This is a genomic window from Pedococcus bigeumensis, assembly GCF_006438965.1.
Lineage (GTDB): Bacteria > Actinomycetota > Actinomycetes > Actinomycetales > Dermatophilaceae > Pedococcus > Pedococcus bigeumensis_A.
In genome coordinates this window covers 125,158-146,798 of the sequence record NZ_RCZM01000002.1, presented here as the reverse complement: position 1 = coordinate 146,798, position 21,641 = coordinate 125,158, and the positions used below count along the sequence as shown (strand labels likewise).

Below are 21,641 nucleotides of genomic sequence, written 5' to 3'. Positions count from 1 at the left end.
AGTGGTCCGACACGGTGTCGTGGGTTTCGACGTCCGGCGCGGTCGCCGGTGCGATCGCCGTCCTGGTCGTTGTCGCCGACGTGGTCGCGGTTCTGGTTGCTGTCGTGGTCGCCATGGTGGCGGCCGCGGTCAGGCGACGCGTGCTGCGCCGGTGCGAGCGGTGCCCCGACCGTGCCGGTGCGGGTGGATGACCCGACCGAGCGCGGTGCGGATGGCGTGGCCGTGGTGACGTGCCGGGCCGGCGGTGGCCAGGCCGTGCGACAGGTTCTCGGTGCGCCAGGCAACCTCTGCGGCGACGAACAGCGGGTCTGCGTTGATGCTCATGATGTGCTCCTTCTGGTGGTGGTGACTTAAACCTGACCGCCTAAGGCAGGCGGTGACATGGGGCGTCTGCCCTATCTGCGCCGGCTGCCCCCTCAGGGGGCCTTAGACAGGTCGCGGGGTGTGCCGGGCCGGGCGTCCGAGCGGCCGCGGCAGGTGCCAGCCGAGGCGCCTGCGCGGACGACGGGTGCGGTGGCTGGCGAGGTTGGCGCCGGACAGGCTCTCCTGCTTCCACTGCTGCTCGGCGAGGACGATGTACGGGTGGGCGGTGATGCTCATGGCCTTGCTCCTTCGTGCGGTGGTGTCCTGTTGTGCGGATGCCTTCACAGTTCGCCTCTGAGGCACCCCCGGACATGGGGAAGTCGCCCACTCCTGCACCCTCGCGACCCGGTCTGAGGTGCCCCGGCCCGCCTCAGGGCGGGAGTCACCCCGGACCTAGACTCAGCGCGTGCCACCAGCCGTCCTCGTCTCCGGTCTCGCCAAGCGCTACGGCGGTGTGGTGGCCCTCGACGGCGCCTCCTGGCAGGCCGAGCTCGGCTCCGTCACTGCCGTCCTCGGGCCCAACGGCGCGGGCAAGACGACGATGGTCGAGTGCTGCGAGGGGCTTCGTCGCCCCGACGGTGGTCAGGTGCGCGTCCTGGGCACCGACCCGTGGAACGCCGGCCCGGCCCACCGCGCCCGCGTCGGCGTGATGCTCCAGGACGGGGGGCTGCCCGCCTCCGCCCGTCCCGTGCGGCTGCTGCGCCACCTCTCCTCGATGTATGCCGCGCCGGCGCCGCTCCTGCCGCTGGTCGAGCGGCTGGGGATCGACGAGTTCGCAGGCACCTCCGTGCGCAGGCTGTCGGGTGGCCAGCGCCAGCGTGTCGCCCTGGCAGCCGCCCTCGTGGGTCGTCCCGAGGTCGCCTTCCTCGACGAGCCGAGCGCGGGCCTCGACCCGCATGCCCGCCTCGACGTCTGGGAGCTGGTGCGGTCGCTCGCCGACGACGGCGCCGCGGTGGTCCTCACCACCCACTCCTTCGAGGAGGCGGAACGGCTGGCCGACCACCTCGTCGTGGTCGCCGCCGGCGCCGTGGTCGCCCAGGGTTCGCTGGCCGACGTCACCGGTGGTGACCGGCTCGAGGACCGCTACTTCGCCCTCACCCGGAAGTCGGTCGCATGACCGCCGACGCCACCCCCGCCAACGCGACGCCCACCAACCCGTCGCACAGTGCCCGTTCCGGTCCGGCGTCCCCATCTGCGCGGGTGCTGGCCCAGGCCAGGTTCGAGGCGGCGACCCTGTTGCGCAACGGTGAGCAGCTGCTCGTGGCCGTGCTGCTTCCCGCCGCCGTCCTCGTCGGACTGGTGCACGCCGAGGCCATCTCGCTGGGCGACGGACGTCGGGTGGACCTCGCGGTCCCGGGCGTCCTCGCCCTGTGCGTCATCTCCTCGGCGTTCACCGGTCAGGCCATCTCGACCGGCTTCGACCGCCGCTACGGCGTGCTGCGGCTGCTCGGGGTCACTCCCCTCGGTCGCACCGGGCTGGTGCTGGCCAAGGCGGTCGCGGTGCTCTCGGTCATCGCGGTGCAGCTGGTGGTCATCGGTGCGCTGGGCGCGGCGCTCGGCTGGGAGCCGGCACTGCGCGGCATACCCGCTGCGCTGGTCGCCCTGGTGCTGGGCACGTGGGCCTTCGCGGCCCTGGCCCTGCTGCTCGGGGGCACCCTGCGCGCCGAAGGGGTGCTGGCCGTGGCCAACCTCCTGTGGGTCGCGCTGCTGGCCCTCGGCGGGGTCGTCATCGCGGGCACCGAGCTGCCTGACCGGTTCGCCGCCGTGGTGGGCCTGCTGCCATCGGCCGCCCTCGGTGACAGCCTGCGCGCCGCACTGGTCGAAGGCCGTGTCCTGCCCGGAGCCTGGCTGGTCATGACGGTGTGGGCACTCGTCGCGACGGTGCTGGCCCGACGGTTCTTCCGCTGGAGCGACTGACCCCTCGCGCCCGCCTTGGTCCAGCACACGACCGTCACGACGGCGAGCAGGCCCACCAGCCACCACGGCCGCGAAGTCACGACAGCCACCACCAGCAGCGCCGCGTAGCCCGCCGCGACCCCCGCCCGCCACGTGTTGCTCTCCATGGGTCCAGTCAGCCAGCCCACGACTCGGGACACCATGAGGGGACTCCCCCAACCGCGTCAGGGTCCACCCTGAGTCGTACCCTCGTTGCCGTGACCGCAGCACCCGACTCGACCACCCCGACGGCCGCGCCAGTGGCCCCCGCCGGACGGGTGTGGCTGCCCCGGATCCTGCTGGCCAACCTCGTCGTCGAGGTGCTCATCGTCGTGACCGGCGGGTTGGTCCGGCTGACCGGCAGTGGCCTGGGCTGCCCGACCTGGCCGCAGTGCGTCCCCGGCTCCTACACCCCGGTGCCCCACCAGGCCGAGGGGTGGCACCGCTACATCGAGTTCGGCAACCGCACCCTCACCAGCGTGGTGAGCATCGCCGCGATCGCCACCGTGTATGCCGTGTGGCGCTGGGCAGCCCGACGGCGCGACCTGCTGGTCCCCGCCCTGGTCGTCCTCGGCGGCGTCGCGGTGCAGGCCGTCCTGGGTGGGATCACGGTCCGGACGGGTCTGAACCCCTACACCGTCTCGGCCCACTTCCTGGTGTCGATGTGCCTGGTGACCGCCGCGGCATACCTCGTGTTCCGCGCCCAGGAGGGCGAGGGCGCGCGCGACCTGACGGTCCACCCGCTCGTCGAGCGGCTCGGGTGGGTCACCTGCGCCGCCGCCGCCGTGGTGCTCGCGCTCGGCACCGTCGTGACCGGATCCGGTCCGCACTCGGGCGACGCGGACGAGCCGGCGAGGTTCGGCTTCGACCCCCGGACCATCTCCTGGCTGCACGCCGACGCGGTGATGCTCTTCGTGGGGCTGGTCGTCGCCGTCTGGATCGCGAGCCGGCTGACCGGTAGCTCTCCTGCTGCGGGCCGGGCCTGGGCAGCGGTTTTCGCGGTCACGATCGCCCAGGGGCTGGTGGGCTACACGCAGTACTTCACCGGACTGCCGTGGGCAGTCGTGCTGGTCCACATGTTCCTGGCAACGCTGCTCGTCGTCGCGCTCACCCGGGCCATGGTCCGGCTCCGCGCCGGCACTGACGACCACTGACGGGCGTTTGCGGCATTGCACAAGCGCTCTTGTGCAATGCTCATTGTGCAATTAGTCTTGTGCACATGCCCGCCACACCACGCCCCGGCGTCCGCACCGTCACCGACGCGAAGGCCCTCTCCGCGATGGCCAACCCGTTCCGCTCGCGGATGATGGACGCCCTCAAGGTCGACGGTCCGTCCACCGCCTCCGCCCTCGCCACCCGAACGGGGCAGGCCGTCGGCAGCGCCAGCCACCACCTCAAGGTCCTGCACGAGGCCGGTCTGGTCGAAGAGGCTCCCGAGCTGGCCAAGGACCGCCGCGAACGCTGGTGGCGCCTGGTCGACCCCGGCACCCGATGGTCACGTGCCGACTTCGCCGACGACACCGCCGCCGTCACTGCGGCCTATGCCGCAGAGGCGCTGACCGTGCAGCGACAGTTCGAGCGGACCCGCGACTGGAACGCGAACGCGGCCTCGGCCCCCGAGTGGGACGCCGTGTCGTTCGCCACGCAGAACTGGATGCACCTCTCCCCCGACGAGCTCCAGCAGGTCGCCGACGAGATGGTCGATGTCCTGATGCGGTGGTCCCGGCGCGAGGTGCCCGATGACGGCGTCGAGCGCGAGCCCGTGTTCGTCTTCGCCCGAGGGTTCCCGGCCCAGCCATGACGACCCCCACCACACCGGTTGCCCCGCCTCCCCCACTGGCCCGCAACCGGAACTTCAGCCTGCTCTGGTTCGGCGAAGGCGTCAGCGTCCTCGGCAACGCCACCACCTCGGTCCTGCTCCCCCTCCTGGCGGTCGTCGGCTTCGACGCCGGCCCGGGGTGGATGGGTGCACTCACGGCGGCGGCGTGGGTGCCGTGGCTCCTGATCGGCCTCCCCGCCGGGGCATGGGTCGACCGCCTCCCCGCGAGACGGGTCATGATCCTCAGCGACCTGGCCGCTGCCGTCACGCTCGCGAGCGTCCCCGTCGCCTGGGCCCTCGACCTCCTGACGCTGCCGCACCTGGCTGTGGCTGCGTTCTGCAACGGCGTGTGCACCGTCTTCTTCCGGGCCGCCTATCCCGGGCTGGTCCGCCAGGTCGCGCCGCGTGAGCAGCAGGAGTCAGCGTTCGCCCGGCTGTTCGGCACCGAGTCGGCGATGCAAGTGGCCGGGCCCGGTGTCGGTGGCCTGATGGCGCAGCTCGCCTCGGCCGCCGGGGGCCTGCTCGTGGATGCCGTCACCTTCCTCGTCTCGGCCCTCTGCCTGTGGCGGCTCAGGCTGCCGGCGTCGGCAGCGCTGCCGGCGTCGGCAGCGCCGCCGGCGTCGGCAATGCCGGACCCGGACGTGGAGGTGGGGACCGTCGCGACGGTGGCACCGCTGCACCAGCGAATCCGTGAGGGCATCGACTACATCCGCCACGACCGGCTCTTGCGGTTCTTCACGCTCATGGGCGGTGTCAGCAACTTCGGGCTCACGGGTTACAGCGCGCTGCTCGTCCTGTTCCTCGTCCGCGAGGTCCACCTGTCCTCGGGCGGGGTCGGACTCGCCCTGGCGGTCGGCTCGGTCGGAGGTGTCGTCGGTGCCAGCATCGCCACCTGGGTGTCGCGTCGCCTCGGTTCCGCACGAGCACTCCTTGCCCTGCAGCTGCTGGCCGGCCCGCCCGCTCTGCTCGTGCCGCTGGGTGCGCCGGGGCCAGGCCTGGTGGCGATGGTCGCCGGGATGCTGCTGGTCGGCATCGGCGTGGTCGCGGGCAACATCGTGCGCGGTGCCTGGCGCAACCGGTACGTCCCAGAGCACATGGTCGCCCGACAGGTCACCACGGCCCAGGTGGTCAACTTCGGGACGATGCCGCTGGCGGGTGTCGTGGCCGGGGTGATGGGGACCCAGCTCGGCCTGCGCCCCACGATCGCGGTGATGGCGGCCATCCACGTGCTCGCGTGCGTGTCGATGTTCTGGAGCCCGCTGCGCGGGTTGCGTGAGATGCCCGGTCCTGCCACGGACGAATCCAACCCGGTGACCGGGGCGACCGAGGCGAACCTCAGCGCGTGAAGATCGGCAGGTAGACCAGCGGGTCGATCGCCACACCCAGGAAGAGGATGCCGACGTAGGTGATCGAGAAGTGGAACAGCCGCATCGGCTTGAGCACCTGCGGGCCCGCTCCGGTCTTGGCAACGCGCAGCAGTCGGTGCGCCTCGAGGAGGAAGAGCGCACCGGTGACGACGGCGGTGCCGAGGTAGATCCAGCCCATCGGGTTGACCCACACGAGCGCCAGGGACACCGCGACCATCGCCCACGAGTAGGCCACGATCTGCCGGGCGACGACGACGAACTTCTCGACGACGGGGAGCATCGGCACGCGGGCAGCGGCGTAGTCGTCCTTGAACTTCATCGACAGCGGCCAGTAGTGCGGCGGCGTCCAGAAGAAGATGACGAGGAACAGCATCACGGCCGACCACGAGACCGAGTTCGCGACGGCCGACCAGCCGATGAGGACGGGCATGCAGCCGGCTGCCCCACCCCAGACGATGTTCTGCGCGGTGCGGCGCTTGAGGATCATCGTGTAGCCCACGGCATACATGACGATTGCCCCGAGCGAGAGTGCCGCGGAGAGCCAGTTGACGACCAGGGCGAACCACACCGTCGAGGCGATGGTGAGGGCCACGCCGAAGACGAGACCTTGGCGAGGGGTGATCTCGCCGGTGACCATCGGGCGGTTGCTCGTGCGGTGCATCTCCGCGTCGATGTCGCGGTCGTAGACGCAGTTGAACGTGTTGGCCGCACCGGCGCTGAGCGAGCCGCCGACGAGTGTGGCGACGATGAGCCACAGCGACGGGATTCCCTTGTGCGCCAAGAACATCACCGGCACCGTCGTCACGAGCAGCAGCTCGATGATGCGGGGCTTGGTGAGGGCGAGGTATGCCGCCGCCTTGCTTCGACGCCCCGGCGCCGGGGACGCGGAGATCCGGGCTGACGGATCGAGTGCGGTCACGGCATCCTTCGCGGGTGGTGCAGGGTTGGCGGGCCGGGTCAGTCTATCCCCGGAGCCGGAGGGTCCACGGGCGGGACTGGATGCGACGGGGCTCCCCTCCGGGACTAGTCTCGGATCGTTGTCGTGCGCCGCCTGCGCAGCTCAGTGTGAGGAGAACTTTTCGTGCCCACCACCACTCGTTCCACCAAGGCCACCGCCACCCGGAAGCGCAGCACCGCGTTGCGCAGCCCCGTGGCCCGCAAGGCCGGCTGGACCGACCTCGACGTCCGCGCTGTCGACACCGCGCGACTGCTCGCCGCGGACGCGGTGCAGAAGGTCGGCAACGGCCACCCGGGCACGGCGATGAGCCTCGCCCCCGCCGCCTACGTCCTCTTCCAGAACGTCATGAACCACGACCCGAACGACCCCGCCTGGCTGGGCCGCGACCGGTTCGTCCTGTCGGCCGGGCACTCCAGCCTCACCCAGTATGTCCAGCTCTACCTGAGCGGCTACGGCCTCGAGCTGACCGACCTCAAAGCCCTGCGCACATGGGGTTCGCTGACTCCGGGCCACCCCGAGGTGCACCACACGACCGGCGTCGAGATCACGACCGGTCCCCTGGGTTCCGGACTCGCGTCCGCGGTGGGCATGGCCATGGCCCAGCGGCGTCAGCGCGGCATGTTCGACCCGGAGGCCAAGCCCGGCACCAGCCCGTTCGACCACCACGTGTGGGTCATCGCCTCCGACGGCGACCTGATGGAAGGCGTGTCGTCCGAGGCCTGCTCGCTGGCAGGGCACCAGGAGCTCGGCAACCTCACGATCGTCTACGACGCCAACCAGATCTCGATCGAGGACCAGACCAACATCTCGTTCTCCGAGGACGTCGGCGCCCGCTACCGCGCCTACGGCTGGAACGTCGTGGACGTGGACTGGCGTGGCGACGGCGACGGCGCGGCCTACGTCGAGGACGTCGACGCGCTGCACGCGGCCCTGGAGAAGTCCAAGAAGGCCACCAAGCCGACCCTCGTGGTCCTGCACACCATCATCGCCTGGCCCGCTCCGACCAAGCAGGACACCGGCAAGGCGCACGGCTCCGCGCTCGGGGACGCCGAGATCGCAGCGACCAAGGAGCTTCTCGGCTTCGACCCGAAGAAGTCCTTCGAGGTCGACCGTGCCGTCCTCGCCCACGCGCGCAAGGTGAAAACCCGCGGCAAGGCCGCGCACAAGCAGTGGGACAAGGGGTATGCCGCGTGGCGCAAGGCGCACGGCGACCGCGCCGCGCTGCTCGACCGCCTCGTCGCCGGCGACCTGCCGGACGGCCTCTCCGACGCCCTTCCCGAGTTCGCCACCGACACCGAGAAGGGCATGGCGACCCGCGCCGCCTCGGGCAAGGTGCTGACGGCCCTCGCCGGCGTCATGCCCGAGCTGTGGGGTGGCTCGGCCGACCTCGCGGAGTCCAACAACACGACCATGGAGGGCGAGCCGTCCTTCATCCCGCGCAGCAAGCAGACCCGCGACTGGAAGGGCGGCCCCTACGGCCGCACGCTGCACTTCGGCATCCGCGAGAACGGCATGGGCATGATCCTCAACGGGATGGCCCTCGAAGGACTGAACCGTCCGTACGGCGGCACCTTCCTCGTGTTCTCCGACTACATGCGGCCTGCGGTCCGGCTGGCCGCGATCCAGCAGCTGCCCGTCACCTACGTGTGGACCCACGACTCGATCGGCTTGGGCGAGGACGGACCGACGCACCAGCCGATCGAGCACCTCGCGGCCCTGCGCGCGATCCCCGGCCTGGACGTCGTGCGTCCCGGTGACGCGAACGAGACGTCGGCTGCCTGGGAGGCCATCCTGCGCAACAAGCGCCCGGCCGCCCTCGCGCTGACCCGGCAGAACCTTCCGGTCATCGACCGGAAGACCCACGCCAAGGCGAGCAACGTCGCCAAGGGCGCCTACGTCCTCATCGACGGCGGCAAGACCGGCAAGGCGGCACCCGAGGTCATCCTCATCGCCACCGGCTCCGAGGTCTCGATCGCCCTCGATGCCCGTGACGCCCTGGAGAGCCAGGGCGTGCCCACCCGCGTGGTGTCCATGCCGTGTCGCGAGTGGTTCGAGCAGCAGGGCAAGGCCTACCAGAACCGGGTGCTGCCACCCGAGGTCCGGGCTCGGGTCAGTGTCGAGGCAGCGGTCTCGCTCGGCTGGCACGACCTGGTCGGCGACGCCGGCCGCAGCATCAGCATCGAGCACTTCGGTGCGTCGGCTGACTACAAGACGTTGTACCGCGAGTTCGGCCTCACGCCGGAGGCGGTCGTCAAGGCCGCCAAGGACTCGCTCAAGGAGGTCCGCGCCACGGCTCGCAAGCCCGTGGCGGCCGCAGTGACGCAGACGCGTCCCCGTGCCCAGGCATCCCCCAGCAAGGCAACCGACACCACGACCAAGAAGAGTGCCGCGACCAAGGCCGCGGCCAATGCGAAGAGGAAGTGACCCTCGTGGCCCAGAACTCCAACATCAAGTCCCTCGCCGACGCCGGCGTCTCCGTCTGGCTCGACGACCTGTCGCGTGAGCGCATCGAGACCAACAACCTGCAGGACCTGATCGACACCTTGGGCGTGGTCGGTGTGACCACCAACCCGTCGATCTTCCAGGCCGCCCTGGCCAAGGGTGACCGGTACGACGCCGACCTGCGTCAGTTCGCGGCCGACGGCAAGACGGTGGACGAGACCGTGTTCGGCCTGACGACCCAGGACGTCCGCAACGCGTGCGACATCCTCAAGCCGGTCTACGACAGCACGAACGGCGTCGACGGCCGGGTCTCGATCGAGGTTGACCCCCGCCTCGCCCACGAGACCGCGAAGACGGTCGACCAGGCCAAGGAGCTCGCGGCCGCGGTCGCCCGAGACAACGTCCTCATCAAGATCCCTGCCACCGTCGAAGGCCTCCCCGCCATCTCGCAGGTGCTGGCCGAGGGCATCAGCGTCAACGTCACGCTGATCTTCTCCCTCGACCGCTACCGCGGGGTGATGAACGCCTTCCTCACCGGCCTGGAGCAGGCGCGTGAGCGCGGCAAGGACCTGTCGAAGATCCACTCGGTCGCCTCGTTCTTCGTGTCTCGCGTGGACACCGAGATCGACAAGCGCCTCGACGCCATCGGCACCGACGAAGCCAAAGCGCTCAAGGGCAAGGCCGCCGTCGCCAATGCGCGGCTGGCCTACCAGGCCTTCGAGGAGGTCTTTGCCACCCCGCGGTGGAAGAACCTCGCCGATGACGGTGCGAACGCCCAGCGCCCGCTGTGGGCCTCCACCGGCGTGAAGGACCCGGCCTACTCCGACACGCTCTACGTCACCGAGCTGGTCGCCCCCAACACCGTCAACACGATGCCGGAGAAGACGCTCGACGCCGTCGCCGACCACGGTGCAGTCACCGGCAACACCATCGAAGGCACCTACGAGGACGCGGGCGGGGTGCTCGACGCCCTCGAGGGCCTCGGCATCTCCTACGCCCAGGTCACCGACCAGCTCGAGACCGAGGGTGTCGAGAAGTTCGAGGCGGCCTGGGGCGAGCTGCTCGACGAGGCGCAGTCCGACCTCGACCTCGCGCGTGCGGACGTGGAGCAGTCGGGCAAGCAGGACGACAAGTGAGCTCACTCGGCGTGGTGGCGTCCGGCGCGGCGGCCGATGCCATCGTCACCAAGGTCGCAGGCCTCGTCGAGGCGCGGTTCGCGAGCAAGCTCTTCGCCCAGGACGCCACGCTGTGGGGACCGGACGCCGAGGCCGAGTCGGCCATCCGGCTCTCCTGGGTCAACCTGCCCCGCTCCTCGCGACCGCTGGTGGGTGAGGTTGCCGCCCTGCGCGAGCAGCTGCGCGGCGAAGGCGTCGACCGGGTCGTCCTGTGCGGGATGGGCGGTTCGTCGCTGGCCCCTGAGGTCATCTGCGCGACCGCCGGGGTGGACCTCGTCGTGCTCGACTCCTCCCAGCCCGACATGGTCCGATCCGCGATCACCGACCTGGAGCGCACCGTCGTGGTGGTCTCCAGCAAGTCGGGGTCGACGGTCGAGACCGACTCGCAGCGCCGAGCGTTCCAGGCGGCGTTCGCGGAGCTGGGGATCGACCCCACCGGTCGCATCGTCATCGTCACCGACCCGGGCAGCCCGCTCGACGAGGAGTCGCGCGCCGGTGGCTACCGGGTCATCAACGCCGACCCCAACGTCGGTGGCCGCTACTCGGCGCTGACAGCCTTCGGGCTGGTCCCCTCCGGACTCGCCGGGGCCGACATCGAGGCGCTCCTCGACGACGCCGAGGCCGTGGCCGACGTGCTCAGCGCCGACGACGACGCCAACCCGGGTCTGCGCCTCGCTGCGGCGATGGCAGGCACCGACCCCCTGCGCGACAAGTTCGTCATCGTGGACAACGGGTCCGGCATCGTCGGGTTCGCCGACTGGGCCGAGCAGCTGATCGCCGAGAGCACCGGCAAGCAGGGCACCGGCGTGCTGCCGGTGGTCGTCGGTGGCGACTCCGACCCCGAGGTCGCCTGGCCCGCCCCCGACGTCACCGTGGCCCGGCTGGTCAGCGACTCGGATGATGGCTTCGACGCCGAGGCTGCCGACCACGAGGTCGACGCCAGCCGCTGCGAGGTCGCCGTGAGCGGTCCGCTCGGCGCCCAGCTCCTGCTGTGGGAGGTCGCGACCGCGGCAGCCGGACGGTTGCTCGGCATCAACCCGTTCGACCAGCCCGACGTCGAGAGCGCCAAGAAGGCAGCGCGCGCGTTGCTGGACAAGGGAATCGGTGCGGCCGAGGCACCCGCGGCCACTGATGGCGCGGTCGAGATCCGCTCCCTGGGCGGGGAGTGGCTGGGCGACGCCAGCACGGTCACCGCCGCCCTCACCGCGCTGTTCGACCAGCTCGACGCCGAGCGCGGCTACGTCGCGGTGATGGCCTACCTCGACCGGATCACCGACGCGGCCCTCGCCGACGTGCGGCCGGTGCTCGCACGGCATACCGAACGTCCCACCACGTTCGGCTGGGGACCCCGGTTCCTGCACTCCACCGGCCAGTTCCACAAGGGCGGACCGGCCACCGGGGTGTACCTGCAGATCACCACGGCACCCCACGAGGACCTCGCGATCCCCGGACGCGAGTTCTCCTTCGGTGACTTCATCACCTCGCAGGCCGCTGGTGATGCCCAGGTCCTCGCCGAGCACGGTCGGCCGGTGCTGCAGCTGCACCTCACCGACCACGACGCGGGCCTGCGCCAGGTCAGCGAGGCACTGTCCGGGTTGTCCTCCACAGAAGGCACCGTATGAGCCCCACGAGGGTGACGCAGGACAGCAACCCCCTTCGCGATCCTCGCGACAAGCGGCTCCCCCGGATCGCCGGCCCGTGCGGTCTGGTGCTCTTCGGTGTCACCGGGGATCTCGCTCGCAAGAAGCTCATGCCGGCGATCTACGACCTGGCCAACCGCGGGCTGCTGCCACCGGGCTTCTCGCTGGTCGGGTTCGCGCGGCGCGACTGGGCGGACCAGGACTTCGGCAAGATCGTCTACGACGCGGTCAAGCAGTATGCGCGCACGCCGTTCCGGGAGAGCGTCTGGCGCAACCTGGCCGAGGGATTCCGTTTCGTGCCAGGCACATTCGACGATCCCACGTCCTTCGACCTGCTGTCAGAGACGGTCAAGAACCTCGAGCACGAGCGGGGCACCGGCGGCAACATCGCCTTCTACCTGTCGATCCCGCCGTCGTCGTTCTCCGTCGTGTGCGAGCAGCTCGAGCGGTCCGGGCTGAGCAAGCCGGACGCCGACGCCTGGCGACGCGTCGTGATCGAGAAGCCGTTCGGCCACGACCTCAAGAGCGCTCGTGAGCTCAACGACATCGTCGAGGGCGTGTTCCCACCTGACGCGGTCTTCCGGATCGACCACTACCTCGGCAAGGAGACCGTCCAGAACCTGCTGGCGCTGCGCTTCGCGAACCAGATGTTCGAGCCGGTCTGGAACGCCAACTACGTCGACCACGTGCAGATCACCATGGCTGAGGACATCGGCATCGGTGGTCGGGCCGGCTACTACGACGGCATCGGCGCGGCTCGCGACGTCATCCAGAACCACCTCCTCCAGCTCCTCGCGCTGACCGCCATGGAGGAGCCGGTTTCCTTCGCCGCAGAACACCTTCGCGCTGAGAAGGAGAAGGTCCTCTCCGCCGTGCACCACCCCAAGGACCTCGGCAAGTCCACCGCCCGCGGGCAGTACGCCGCCGGGTGGCAGGGCGGTGAGCAGGTCATCGGCTACCTCGACGAGGACGGCGTCGCCACCGACTCGCGCACCGAGACGTATGCCGCGATGAAGGTCGAGATCGACTCGCGCCGCTGGGCGGGGGTCCCGTTCTACCTACGCACCGGCAAGCGGCTCGGCAAGCGGGTCACCGAGATCGCCGTCGTCTTCAAGAAGGCGCCGCACCTGCCCTTCAACGACACCGCGACCGAGGAGCTCGGCCAGAACGCCATCGTCATCCGGGTGCAGCCCGACGAGGGCATCACGATGCGCTTCGGCGCCAAGGTGCCCGGCGCCCAGATGGAGGTGCGCGACGTGACCATGGACTTCGGCTACGGCCGCGCCTTCACCGAGTCCAGCCCCGAGGCCTACGAACGCCTCATCCTCGACGTCCTGCTCGGGGACCCGCCGTTGTTCCCCCGGCACGAGGAGGTCGAGCTCTCCTGGCAGATCCTCGACCCGGTGGAGGCCTACTGGGCCAAGCAGCGGGCCAAGGTCGAGCCCTACGTGGCGGGTGGCTGGGGTCCCGCCGATGCCGACGAGATGATGCGCCGCGACGGCCGCGTCTGGAGGATGCCTTGACCACCCCACTCAGTTCTGCGCTCCTTCGTCGCTCCGATACTGATCGGGGACCCCGGTGATCGTCGACCTGCCCAGCACGAGCACCGTGGCGATCAGCAAGAAGCTCGTTGCGCTGCGCCAGGACACCGGGGCGATGGCCTTGGGACGCGTCCTCACCCTGCTCATCGTCGTCGACGAGAAGGACGCCGAAGGGGCCATCGAGGCCGCCAACGACGCCAGCCGTCAGCACCCGTGCCGGATCATCGCCGTCGTCATCGGCAACAAGCGGGGTCAGTCACGCATCGACGCCCAGATCCGGGTGGGCGGTGACGCTGGGGCGAGCGAGGTCGTGGTGCTCCGGCTCTACGGTGCCCTGACCGAACACGGCCGCAGCGTCGTCATCCCGTTGCTGCTGCCCGACTCCCCCGTCGTCGCGTGGTGGCCCACCGATGCCCCGGCCCACCTGGCCGACGACCCGATCGGTTCGATGGCGCAGCGTCGCATCACCGACGCGGCCGAGGCCAAGAGTCCCCGCGCCGCGCTGAAGGCTCGGGCCGGCACCTACACGCGGGGCGACACCGACCTCGCCTGGACGCGGGTCACCCTCTGGCGCGGGCTGCTCGCTGCTGCCCTCGACCAGCCGCCGTTCGAGACGGTGACCGAGGCAACAGTGACGGGCGGCTCGGACTCCCCCTCGACCGACCTGCTGGCCGCGTGGCTGGCCCAGACCCTGCGCTGCCCGGTCCGCCGGGCCCGCTCGCGCACCGGTACCGGGATGGTCAGCGTCCGCCTGGAGCGTCGCAGCGGCGCCATCGACCTGGTCCGCCCTGACGGTTCGATCGCCACGCTCAGCCAACCGGGTCAGCCGGTCCGGCGGATCTCATTGGCCCGCAGGGCCACCGCCGAGTGCCTGGCCGATGAGCTCCGCCGGCTGGACCCCGACGAGATCTACGAGGAGACCATCCGCAAGGGACTGGCCAGAGTCGGTACCAAGTCGATGACCGCCAGTGAGGCCGTCCGAGAGGGCGAGGCACCGTCGGTCAAGGACGCCGAGCGGGAGGCGCGCAAGATCACCCGCGAGCACGCCAAGGCCAGCAGCGCCGCGATGGCGCAGGCTCCCGAGCCGCCCTCCGCCCCGCACACGTCGAAGGTCAAGAAGGCTGCGGCGCGCAAGCTCGCCAAGACCACGACGACCCCCGCGAAGGCGGCCAAGGCGGCCAAGGCATGACTGCCCCCGCCCTCGTCGTGGTCCATCCCGACAAGCAGGCCGTCGCCGACGCGGGGGCAGCCCGACTCGTGACCGCGCTCCTCGATGCCCAAGCGCAGGGGCGCGCGCCGCACGTGTCGCTGACCGGCGGTTCGCTCGGGTCGGCGATCATCGCCTCCCTGCTCGAGCTGCCCGCCCACACGGCTGTCGACTGGTCGACCGTGTCGATCTGGTGGGGTGATGAGCGCTACCTGCCTGCCGGCGACCCCGACCGCAACGACACCCAGAACGACGCCGCGGGTCTGGACCGGCTCGGCCTCGACCAGGCCAACGTGCACCGCGTCCCGGGACCCGACGCCAGCGAGTCTGCAGAAGAGAGCGCGGCCAGGTACTCCTCGACGGTGCGCGGCAGCGGCGGTGGCGAGTTCGACGTGATGATCCTCGGCGTCGGCCCGGACGGCCACGTCGCATCGTTGTTCCCCGGTCACCCCGCCCAGCTCACGACGGACGCCATCGCCGTCGCGGTGCACGACTCCCCCAAGCCGCCGCCGGACCGGGTCTCCCTGACGTTCGAGTGCCTCAGCCGCTCGGACCGCGTCTGGTTCCTCGTCGCCGGCGCCGACAAGGCTGAGGCCGTCCGCAACGGAGTCGCCGGCGCTGGTCCTGAGCTGTCGTCCGCAGCCCAGGTGCACGGCATACGCGAGACGCTCTGGCTCGTTGACGCGGACTCCGCGTCCGATCTCCCCGACTGACCGCCCAACCCCTCCTGACTTGTTGCCGGGAGAGCGTCACCGGGCCGCGAGATCCGGACGCCGTGACGACCTGCGAGCAACCAGTCCCGGTCGCACACACAAAACGCCGCCCCGGTGACCGGGGCGGCGCTTCTGGTGTCTGTGCGACGGCTGCTACTGGATGAGCTTGCGCTCCCGCAGCGTGGCCAGGGCCTCGTCGAGGATGGCCTTGCCGTCTGCGTCAGAGCGACGCTCCTTCACGTAGGCGAGGTGCGTCTTGTAGGGCTCGACCTTCGGCGGTGCGGGCGGGTTGGCCTCGTCCTGTCCGGCCGGGAACCCGCAGCGCGGGCAGTCCCAGGTCTCGGGGACGGCCAGGCCGGGCTCCTCCGCGAAGCTCGGCCGGGTCTGGTGGCCGTTGGCGCACCAGTAGGTCACGAAGACGCGGGGGGCGGCGTCACCGCGTTCGGCCTCGCCCATCGGGCCGGCGCCGACTCGGCTGCCTCGGATTGCGTTGCCACCTGCCATGTGCGGAGGGTCCTATCTGGTCAGGGAGGGTAGGTCGTGGACGTGCGGTCAGTGCTGGGTCGGGACCCAGGGTCGTGCAGGAGCTCAGGCGGTGAACCGGTCGATCAGGCCGATCCCCACGATGCACGCGAACCAGACGACGCCCACGGCCACGGTGAACCGGTCGAGGTTGCGCTCGGCCACCGAGGAGGACCCCAGTGAGGTGGACATGCCGCCACCGAACATGTCGGACAGTCCGCCGCCCTTGCCCTTGTGGAGCAGGACCAGCAGCGTCAGGAACAGACCACCGATGACCAGCAGAACCTGCAGGCCAATGCGTACGGCTTCCACGGAACACCCATCTCGTTCGACGTCAGTTGTTGCTGCTGAAAACGCAGCAGGGGTCAGGATACCTGTTCGCCGCTCAGGCGGTCGCCAGGTGGTCGCGGTAACGGCAGATCGAGGCGAACTCGGCCGGGTCGATCGACGCCCCGCCGACGAGCGCACCGTCGACATCCTCCTGCGCCATGATCGCCGCGACGTTGTTGGCCTTGACCGATCCGCCGTAGAGGACGCGCACGCCGTCGGCCAGGTCGCCGGAGTACAGCTCGGCCAGCTTGGTGCGGATCGCGGCGCACACCTCCTGCGCGTCCTGCGGTGTGGCCACTTCACCGGTCCCGATGGCCCACACCGGTTCGTAGGCGACCACGATGGTTCTGGCCTGCTCCGCGGGGATGCCCTCGAGGCAGGCTTCGACCTGGGCCAGGACGTATTCGACGTGCTGGCGCGGCTCCCGGATGTGCAAGGGCTCCCCGACACACAGGATCGGGATCAGGCCGTGCCGTCCCGCCGCCTGGAGCTTGGCGTTGACCTCGCTGTCACGCTCACCGTGGAACTCGCGTCGCTCGCTGTGCCCGACCACGACGTAGTCACATCCCAGCTTGGCCAGGAAGGCGCCCGAAATCTCACCGGTGTACGCGCCGCTGTCGTGCGTGGACAGGTCCTGCGCGCCGAACTTGAGTTGGAGCCGGTCACCGTCGATCAAGGTCTGCACCGAGCGCAGGTCGGTGAACGGTGGCAGCACCGCCACCTCGACCGCACCGAAGTCGTGCCGGCCGTCGCGCAGAGTCCAGTCGAGCTTCTGCACGAGGTGGGTGGCCTGCAGGTGGTCGAGGTTCATCTTCCAGTTGCCCGCCATGAGGGGCGTGCGACCGGAGGTCTTGGCTGCCATCAGGTGTCGTCCTTGGGGGTATGCCGGTGGGCCGGGCGGTGCGCCCGGCCCACCGAACGGTAGTTGGTCTGGTCCGCGTTGGTCTGGTCGACGTTGGTCGGCGCCGCGTCAGGCGCTGGGCTCGTCGAGCACCGTCAGGCCCGGGAGCTGCTTGCCCTCGAGGTACTCCAGGCTGGCACCGCCACCGGTGGAGATGTGGCCGAACTGGGAGTCCTCGAAGCCGAGCTGGCGCACGGCCGCCGCGGAGTCGCCCCCACCGACGACGGTGAGCGCACCCTTCTCGGTCACCTCGACGAGGGCGGCTGCGACTGCAGCCGTGCCGTCGGCATAGGGCGCCATCTCGAACGCGCCCATCGGGCCGTTCCAGAAGACCGTCTTGCAGTCCTTGAGCTTCTCGGCGAACAGCACGCCGGACTCGGGGCCGATGTCCAGGCCCATCCGGTCGGCCGGGATCGCACCGGCCGGCACCACCTCGAAGTCGGCGTCGGCCGAGAACGCGGTGGCCGCGACGATGTCGACGGGCAGCACGATCTCTACACCGCGCTCCTTGGCCTGCTCGATGTAGCCGCGGACGACGTCGAGCTGGTCCGCCTCGAGGAGGGACTTGCCCACCTCGTAGTCCTGCGCAGCGAGGAACGTGAAGACCATGCCGCCACCGATGAGGAGGCGGTCGGCGGTCTGCAGGAGGTTGTCGATGACCCCGAGCTTGTCGGAGACCTTCGCGCCACCGAGCACCACGGCATAGGGACGCTCCGGGTCCTCGGTCAGGCGCTTGAGGACGCCGACCTCGGTCTCGACGAGCCCACCCACCGCGGACGGCAGCAGCCGCGCCACGTCGTAGACGGACGCCTGCTTGCGGTGGACGACACCGAACCCGTCGGAGACGAACACGTCTGCCAACGCGGCGAGCTGGCCAGCGAACTCGGCCCGCTCCTCGTCGGTCTTGGCCGTCTCCCCCGCGTTGAAGCGCAGGTTCTCGAGCACCACGACATCACCGTCCTGCGCCGTGTCGACCGCGGCGCGGGCGCTGTCCCCCACCGTGTCCGTGGCGAAGGTGACCTCCTGCTCGAGCAGCTCGCCGAGGCGAGCCGCGACGGGCGCGAGAGAGTACTTGTCCTCGGGGGCGCCCTTGGGCCGCCCGAGGTGGGCGCACACGATGACGCGCGCGCCCGCCTCGGACAGTGCCTTGATCGTCGGCGCGGACGCACGGATCCGGCCGTCGTCGGTGATGGTCTGCCCGTCGAGGGGCACGTTGAGGTCAGACCGGACGAGGGCGCGCTTGCCGCGCAGGTCGCCCAGCTCGGCGATGGACCTCACGCGCTCAGAGGGACGAGCCGACGAGAGCGACCAGGTCGACGAGGCGGTTGGAGTAGCCCCACTCGTTGTCGTACCAGCCGATGACCTTGACCTGGTTGCCGATCACCTTGGTGAGGCCGGCGTCGAAGATGCAGGAGGCCGGGTCGGTCTCGATGTCCTTGGAGACGATCGGGTCCTCGGTGTAGACGAGGACGCCCTTGAGCGGGCCCTCGGCGGCCTTCTTGATCGCGGCATTGACCTCTTCGGCCGTGGTGTCGCGACCGGCCTCGAAGGTCAGGTCGGTGGCCGAGCCGGTGGCGATCGGGACGCGCAGGGCGAACCCGTCGAGCTTGCCCTTGAGCTCCGGCAGCACCAGGCCGATGGCCTTGGCGGCACCGGTCGAGGTCGGCACGATGTTGAGGGCGGCGGCGCGGGCGCGGCGCAGGTCCTTGTGCGGCGCGTCCTGGAGGTTCTGGTCCTGGGTGTAGGCGTGGATGGTCGTCATCAGGCCCTTGACGATGCCGAACTCGTCGTTGAGGACCTTGGCCATCGGGCCGAGGCAGTTCGTCGTGCAGGACGCGTTGGAGATGATCGTGTGCTTCGCCGCGTCGTACTGTTCGTCGTTGACGCCCATCACGATCGTGATGTCCTCGTTGGAGGCTGGCGCGGAGATGATGACCTTCTTGGCGCCACCGTCGATGTGGGCCTTGGCCTTGGTCGCGTCGGTGAAGAAGCCGGTCGACTCCACGACGATGTCGGCGCCGACGGAGGCCCAGTCGATCTTGGCCGGGTCGCGCTCCTCGAAGACCTTGAAGGTCTTGCCACCAGCGGTGATCGAGGTGTCGTCGTAGGTCACCTCCCCGGGGAAACGGCCGAGGATCGAGTCGTACTTGAGCAGGTGGGCCAGCGTCTTGTTGTCCATCAGGTCGTTGGTGGCCACGACCTCGATGTCGGCTCCCGACGCCTCGATGGCGCGGAAGAAGTTGCGGCCGATGCGGCCGAAGCCGTTGATACCTACGCGAACAGTCACGATGCCAAGTCCTTCTCAGATGGGGACGGTATGCCGCGTGGGGCGGCGCGGAATTGCTCGTGACCGAGCCTATCGAGCGGGCCGGTGTTGAGTCACGGCGGTCCGGCGTACGGGCGGGTAACGTCGCGCGCCCGGTCGGGCACGGCCGCATACCCCGATCCCCGCACACGCCTGCGCTGACCCAGCGGTCAGCAGACCCGGCGGACCAGGGTCAGGAGTCGCCGCCGAAGAGGTCGCGCGTGTAGACCTTGTCGGCCACCGGTTCGAGCTCGGCGACCATCCGGTTGGCGACGATCACGTCGGAGATCTCGGTGAACTCGTCGAGGTCGCGGACCACCCGGGACCCGAAGAAGTGGTCGTCAGCCAGAGCGGGCTCGTAGACGACGACCTCGACGCCCTTGGCCTTGATCCGCTTCATGATCCCCTGCACGCTGCTGGACCGGAAGTTGTCGGAACCCGACTTCATGATCAGCCGGTGGATGCCGACGATGCGCGGGGAGCGACGCAGGATGTCGGTCGCCACGAAGTCCTTGCGGGTGGTGTTGGCGCTGACGATCGCCTCGATGAGCGACTGCGGGACGTTCTGGTAGTTGGCGAGCAGCTGCTTGGTGTCCTTGGGCAGGCAGTAGCCGCCGTAGCCGAACGACGGGTTGTTGTAGCCCGGGCCGATCCGCGGGTCGAGGCCCACTCCCTCGATGATCTGGCGCGTGTCGAGCCCGTGGGTCACGGCGAACGTGTCGAGCTCGTTGAAGAAGGCCACGCGCATCGCGAGGTAGGTGTTGGCGAAGAGCTTGACGGCCTCTGCCTCGGTGCTGTCGGTCAGCAGCACTGACACGTCGGGCTGCTCCGACCCCTCCCGCAGCAGGTCGGCGAAGGCGCGGCCCCGGTCGCTGCGCTCCCCTACGACGATCCGCGACGGGTGCAGGCTGTCCCAGAGGGCCTTGCCCTCGCGCAGGAACTCGGGGCTGAACAGCAGGTTGTCGGTGCCCAGCCGCTCGGCCAGCGCCTGGGTGAAGCCCACCGGGACGGTCGACTTCACGACCATCACGGCCGTCGGGTTGGCAGCCACCACGTCGGCGGCAACCTTCTCGACCGTGGAGGTGTCGAAGTAGTTGGTCACCGGGTTGTAGTCGGTGGGGGTAGCGATGATGACGAACTCGGCGCCGTCGTAGGCGGTCGCCGGGTCGGTGGTGAAGGTCAGGTTGAGCTCGTGGTGGGCGAGGAAGGTCTCGATCTCGGGGTCCGCGATCGGGCTGCGGCCGGAGGTGAGCAGGTCCACCCGGGCAGCGTCGATGTCGAGCGCCACGACCTCGTGGTGCTGGGCGAGCAGCACCGCCATGGACAACCCGACATAACCGGTGCCGACGACGGCGATCCTCGTCATGCGTCGAGCATGTCGGGCGTCAGGTTTGCCTCGGTGCCAGGGATCCCGAGGTCCTGGGCACGCTTGTCGGCCATCGCCAGCAGGCGGCGGATCCGGCCGGCGACGGCGTCCTTGGTCATCGGCGGCTGGGCGAGCTGGCCGAGCTCCTCGAGCGACGCCTGCTTGTGCTCCAGCCGAAGCGCCCCGGCCTCCTTGAGGTGGTCGGGGATCTCGTCGCCGAGGATCTCCATGGCACGGTGCACCCGGGCACCCGCGGCGACCGCGGCGCGCGCGGACCGGCGCAGGTTGGCGTCGTCGAAGTTGGCCAGCCGGTTGGCCGTGGCGCGGACCTCACGGCGCATCCGCCGCTCCTCCCACGCCATCACCGCGTCGTGCGCCCCGAGCCGGGTGAGCATCGCGCCGATGGCGTCGCCGTCGCGGATGACGACCCGGTCGACGCCACGGACCTCGCGGGCCTTGGCCTGGATGCCGAGCCGGCGGGCGGCTCCCACGAGGGCCAGTGCGGCCTCGGGCCCCGGGCAGGTGACCTCGAGCGCCGAGGACCGGCCGGGTTCGGTCAGTGAACCGTGGGCGATGAAGGCACCGCGCCACGCGGCCTCGGCGTCGCAGGCCGAGGCGCTGACCACCTTGGGCGGCAGACCCCGCACCGGGCGACCGCGAGCGTCGATGAGCCCGGTCTGGCGGGCGAGGGCCTCGCCGTCCTGGACCACCCGGACGACGTAGCGGCTGCCCTTGCGCAAGCCACCGGCCGCGAGGACGAGGACCTCCGAGGGGTGGCCGTAGAGGTCGCTGATGCTCTTGCGGAGCCGTCGGGCTGCATTGGCCGTGTCGAGCTCGGCCTCGACGACGATCCGCCCGCCGACGATGTGCAGGCCACCCGCGAACCGCAGCGTGGCCGCCACCTCCGACTTGCGGCAGCACGGCTTCGTGACGTCGAGTCTGCTGAGCTCGTCCTTGACCCGCGCCGTCATAGCCATTGGTTCATCCTGCCATCTCGCTGTCCCACACCGGTCCGCTGTCGTCGCACTGCTCTGCCGTCTCCCCGTCCGCCGCGCCC

General features: G+C 70.2%; 21 protein-coding genes. 11 read left to right on the top strand and 10 right to left on the bottom strand.

The window, feature by feature from the left end; genetic code table 11:
* Positions 1-129: 129 nt before the first annotated feature.
* The gene (locus EAH86_RS05570; protein WP_140737664.1) at positions 130-324 is read right to left on the bottom strand and encodes a hypothetical protein; all 195 of its coding nucleotides are present in this window, start codon (positions 322-324) and stop codon (positions 130-132) included.
* Between the two features lie 102 nt (positions 325-426).
* Entirely contained in the window at positions 427-600 is a 174-nt protein-coding gene (locus EAH86_RS20170; RefSeq protein ID WP_161988573.1) for a hypothetical protein, read from the bottom strand.
* Between the two features lie 169 nt (positions 601-769).
* Here EAH86_RS20170 and EAH86_RS05565 point away from each other — a divergent pair, with 169 nt between their 5' ends.
* The 5 genes from EAH86_RS05565 (at position 770) to EAH86_RS05545 (ending at position 5,463) form a co-directional block, all read left to right on the top strand.
* Positions 770-1,480, top strand: a complete 711-nt coding sequence (locus EAH86_RS05565; RefSeq protein WP_140737663.1) for an ABC transporter ATP-binding protein — start codon at positions 770-772, stop codon at positions 1,478-1,480.
* Positions 1,477-2,280, top strand: a complete 804-nt coding sequence (locus EAH86_RS05560; protein WP_140737662.1) for an ABC transporter permease — start codon at positions 1,477-1,479, stop codon at positions 2,278-2,280. Before EAH86_RS05565 ends, EAH86_RS05560 begins: the two co-directional genes overlap by 4 nt.
* A 236-nt stretch (positions 2,281-2,516) precedes the next feature.
* Entirely contained in the window at positions 2,517-3,452 is a 936-nt protein-coding gene (locus EAH86_RS05555; protein WP_241668218.1) for a COX15/CtaA family protein, read from the top strand.
* Positions 3,453-3,517: 65 nt separating this feature from the next.
* Positions 3,518-4,099 (top strand): ArsR/SmtB family transcription factor, encoded by a 582-nt coding sequence (locus EAH86_RS05550; RefSeq protein WP_140737661.1) that lies wholly within the window; start codon positions 3,518-3,520, stop codon positions 4,097-4,099.
* Positions 4,096-5,463: an MFS transporter gene (locus tag EAH86_RS05545; protein ID WP_140737660.1), complete on the top strand. Its 1,368-nt coding sequence runs from the start codon at positions 4,096-4,098 to the stop codon at positions 5,461-5,463. Before EAH86_RS05550 ends, EAH86_RS05545 begins: the two co-directional genes overlap by 4 nt.
* Here EAH86_RS05545 and EAH86_RS05540 read toward each other — a convergent pair.
* Positions 5,453-6,403 carry a heme o synthase gene (locus EAH86_RS05540; RefSeq protein WP_140737659.1) on the bottom strand — a complete coding sequence of 317 codons (951 nt, stop codon included), beginning with the start codon at positions 6,401-6,403 and terminating at the stop codon, positions 5,453-5,455. The genes EAH86_RS05545 and EAH86_RS05540 overlap by 11 nt on opposite strands.
* Before the next feature lie 162 nt (positions 6,404-6,565).
* Here EAH86_RS05540 and tkt point away from each other — a divergent pair, with 162 nt between their 5' ends.
* The 6 genes from tkt to pgl are packed head-to-tail and all read left to right on the top strand — an operon-like array spanning position 6,566 to position 15,160.
* Positions 6,566-8,866: a transketolase gene (gene tkt, locus EAH86_RS05535; RefSeq protein ID WP_140737658.1), complete on the top strand. Its 2,301-nt coding sequence runs from the start codon at positions 6,566-6,568 to the stop codon at positions 8,864-8,866.
* A 5-nt stretch (positions 8,867-8,871) separates the two neighbouring features.
* Complete coding sequence (gene tal / locus EAH86_RS05530; protein WP_140737657.1) at positions 8,872-10,020, top strand: transaldolase; 1,149 nt, start codon at positions 8,872-8,874, stop codon at positions 10,018-10,020.
* Entirely contained in the window at positions 10,017-11,681 is a 1,665-nt protein-coding gene (locus EAH86_RS05525) for a glucose-6-phosphate isomerase (protein ID WP_140737656.1), read from the top strand. The genes tal and EAH86_RS05525 overlap by 4 nt, the downstream gene beginning before the upstream one ends.
* Positions 11,678-13,222 carry a glucose-6-phosphate dehydrogenase gene (zwf, locus tag EAH86_RS05520; RefSeq protein WP_140737655.1) on the top strand — a complete coding sequence of 515 codons (1,545 nt, stop codon included), beginning with the start codon at positions 11,678-11,680 and terminating at the stop codon, positions 13,220-13,222. Before EAH86_RS05525 ends, zwf begins: the two co-directional genes overlap by 4 nt.
* Before the next feature lie 55 nt (positions 13,223-13,277).
* Positions 13,278-14,429, top strand: a complete 1,152-nt coding sequence (gene opcA, locus EAH86_RS05515; RefSeq protein ID WP_140737654.1) for a glucose-6-phosphate dehydrogenase assembly protein OpcA — start codon at positions 13,278-13,280, stop codon at positions 14,427-14,429.
* Positions 14,426-15,160 (top strand): 6-phosphogluconolactonase, encoded by a 735-nt coding sequence (gene pgl / locus EAH86_RS05510; protein ID WP_140737653.1) that lies wholly within the window; start codon positions 14,426-14,428, stop codon positions 15,158-15,160. The genes opcA and pgl overlap by 4 nt, the downstream gene beginning before the upstream one ends.
* A 153-nt stretch (positions 15,161-15,313) precedes the next feature.
* Here pgl and EAH86_RS05505 read toward each other — a convergent pair whose 3' ends face one another.
* From EAH86_RS05505 to whiA, 7 genes are all read right to left on the bottom strand, one after another.
* The gene (locus EAH86_RS05505) at positions 15,314-15,664 is read right to left on the bottom strand and encodes an RNA polymerase-binding protein RbpA (RefSeq protein ID WP_140737652.1); all 351 of its coding nucleotides are present in this window, start codon (positions 15,662-15,664) and stop codon (positions 15,314-15,316) included.
* Between the two features lie 84 nt (positions 15,665-15,748).
* Positions 15,749-15,994 carry a preprotein translocase subunit SecG gene (gene secG / locus EAH86_RS05500; RefSeq protein WP_140737651.1) on the bottom strand — a complete coding sequence of 82 codons (246 nt, stop codon included), beginning with the start codon at positions 15,992-15,994 and terminating at the stop codon, positions 15,749-15,751.
* A 73-nt stretch (positions 15,995-16,067) separates the two neighbouring features.
* Positions 16,068-16,874: a triose-phosphate isomerase gene (gene tpiA, locus EAH86_RS05495; protein WP_140737650.1), complete on the bottom strand. Its 807-nt coding sequence runs from the start codon at positions 16,872-16,874 to the stop codon at positions 16,068-16,070.
* Between the two features lie 108 nt (positions 16,875-16,982).
* Positions 16,983-18,191, bottom strand: coding sequence for a phosphoglycerate kinase (locus EAH86_RS05490; RefSeq protein ID WP_140737649.1), 1,209 nt, complete (start codon positions 18,189-18,191; stop codon positions 16,983-16,985).
* Positions 18,192-18,195: 4 nt separating this feature from the next.
* Positions 18,196-19,200 (bottom strand): type I glyceraldehyde-3-phosphate dehydrogenase, encoded by a 1,005-nt coding sequence (gap, locus tag EAH86_RS05485; RefSeq protein ID WP_140737648.1) that lies wholly within the window; start codon positions 19,198-19,200, stop codon positions 18,196-18,198.
* A gap of 211 nt (positions 19,201-19,411) precedes the next feature.
* Entirely contained in the window at positions 19,412-20,584 is a 1,173-nt protein-coding gene (locus EAH86_RS05480) for a nucleotide sugar dehydrogenase (protein ID WP_140737647.1), read from the bottom strand.
* A complete protein-coding gene (whiA, locus tag EAH86_RS05475) occupies positions 20,581-21,561 on the bottom strand; it encodes a DNA-binding protein WhiA (RefSeq protein WP_140737646.1) in 981 nt (326 codons plus the stop codon). Before whiA ends, EAH86_RS05480 begins: the two co-directional genes overlap by 4 nt.
* Between the last annotated feature and the right edge of the window lie 80 nt (positions 21,562-21,641).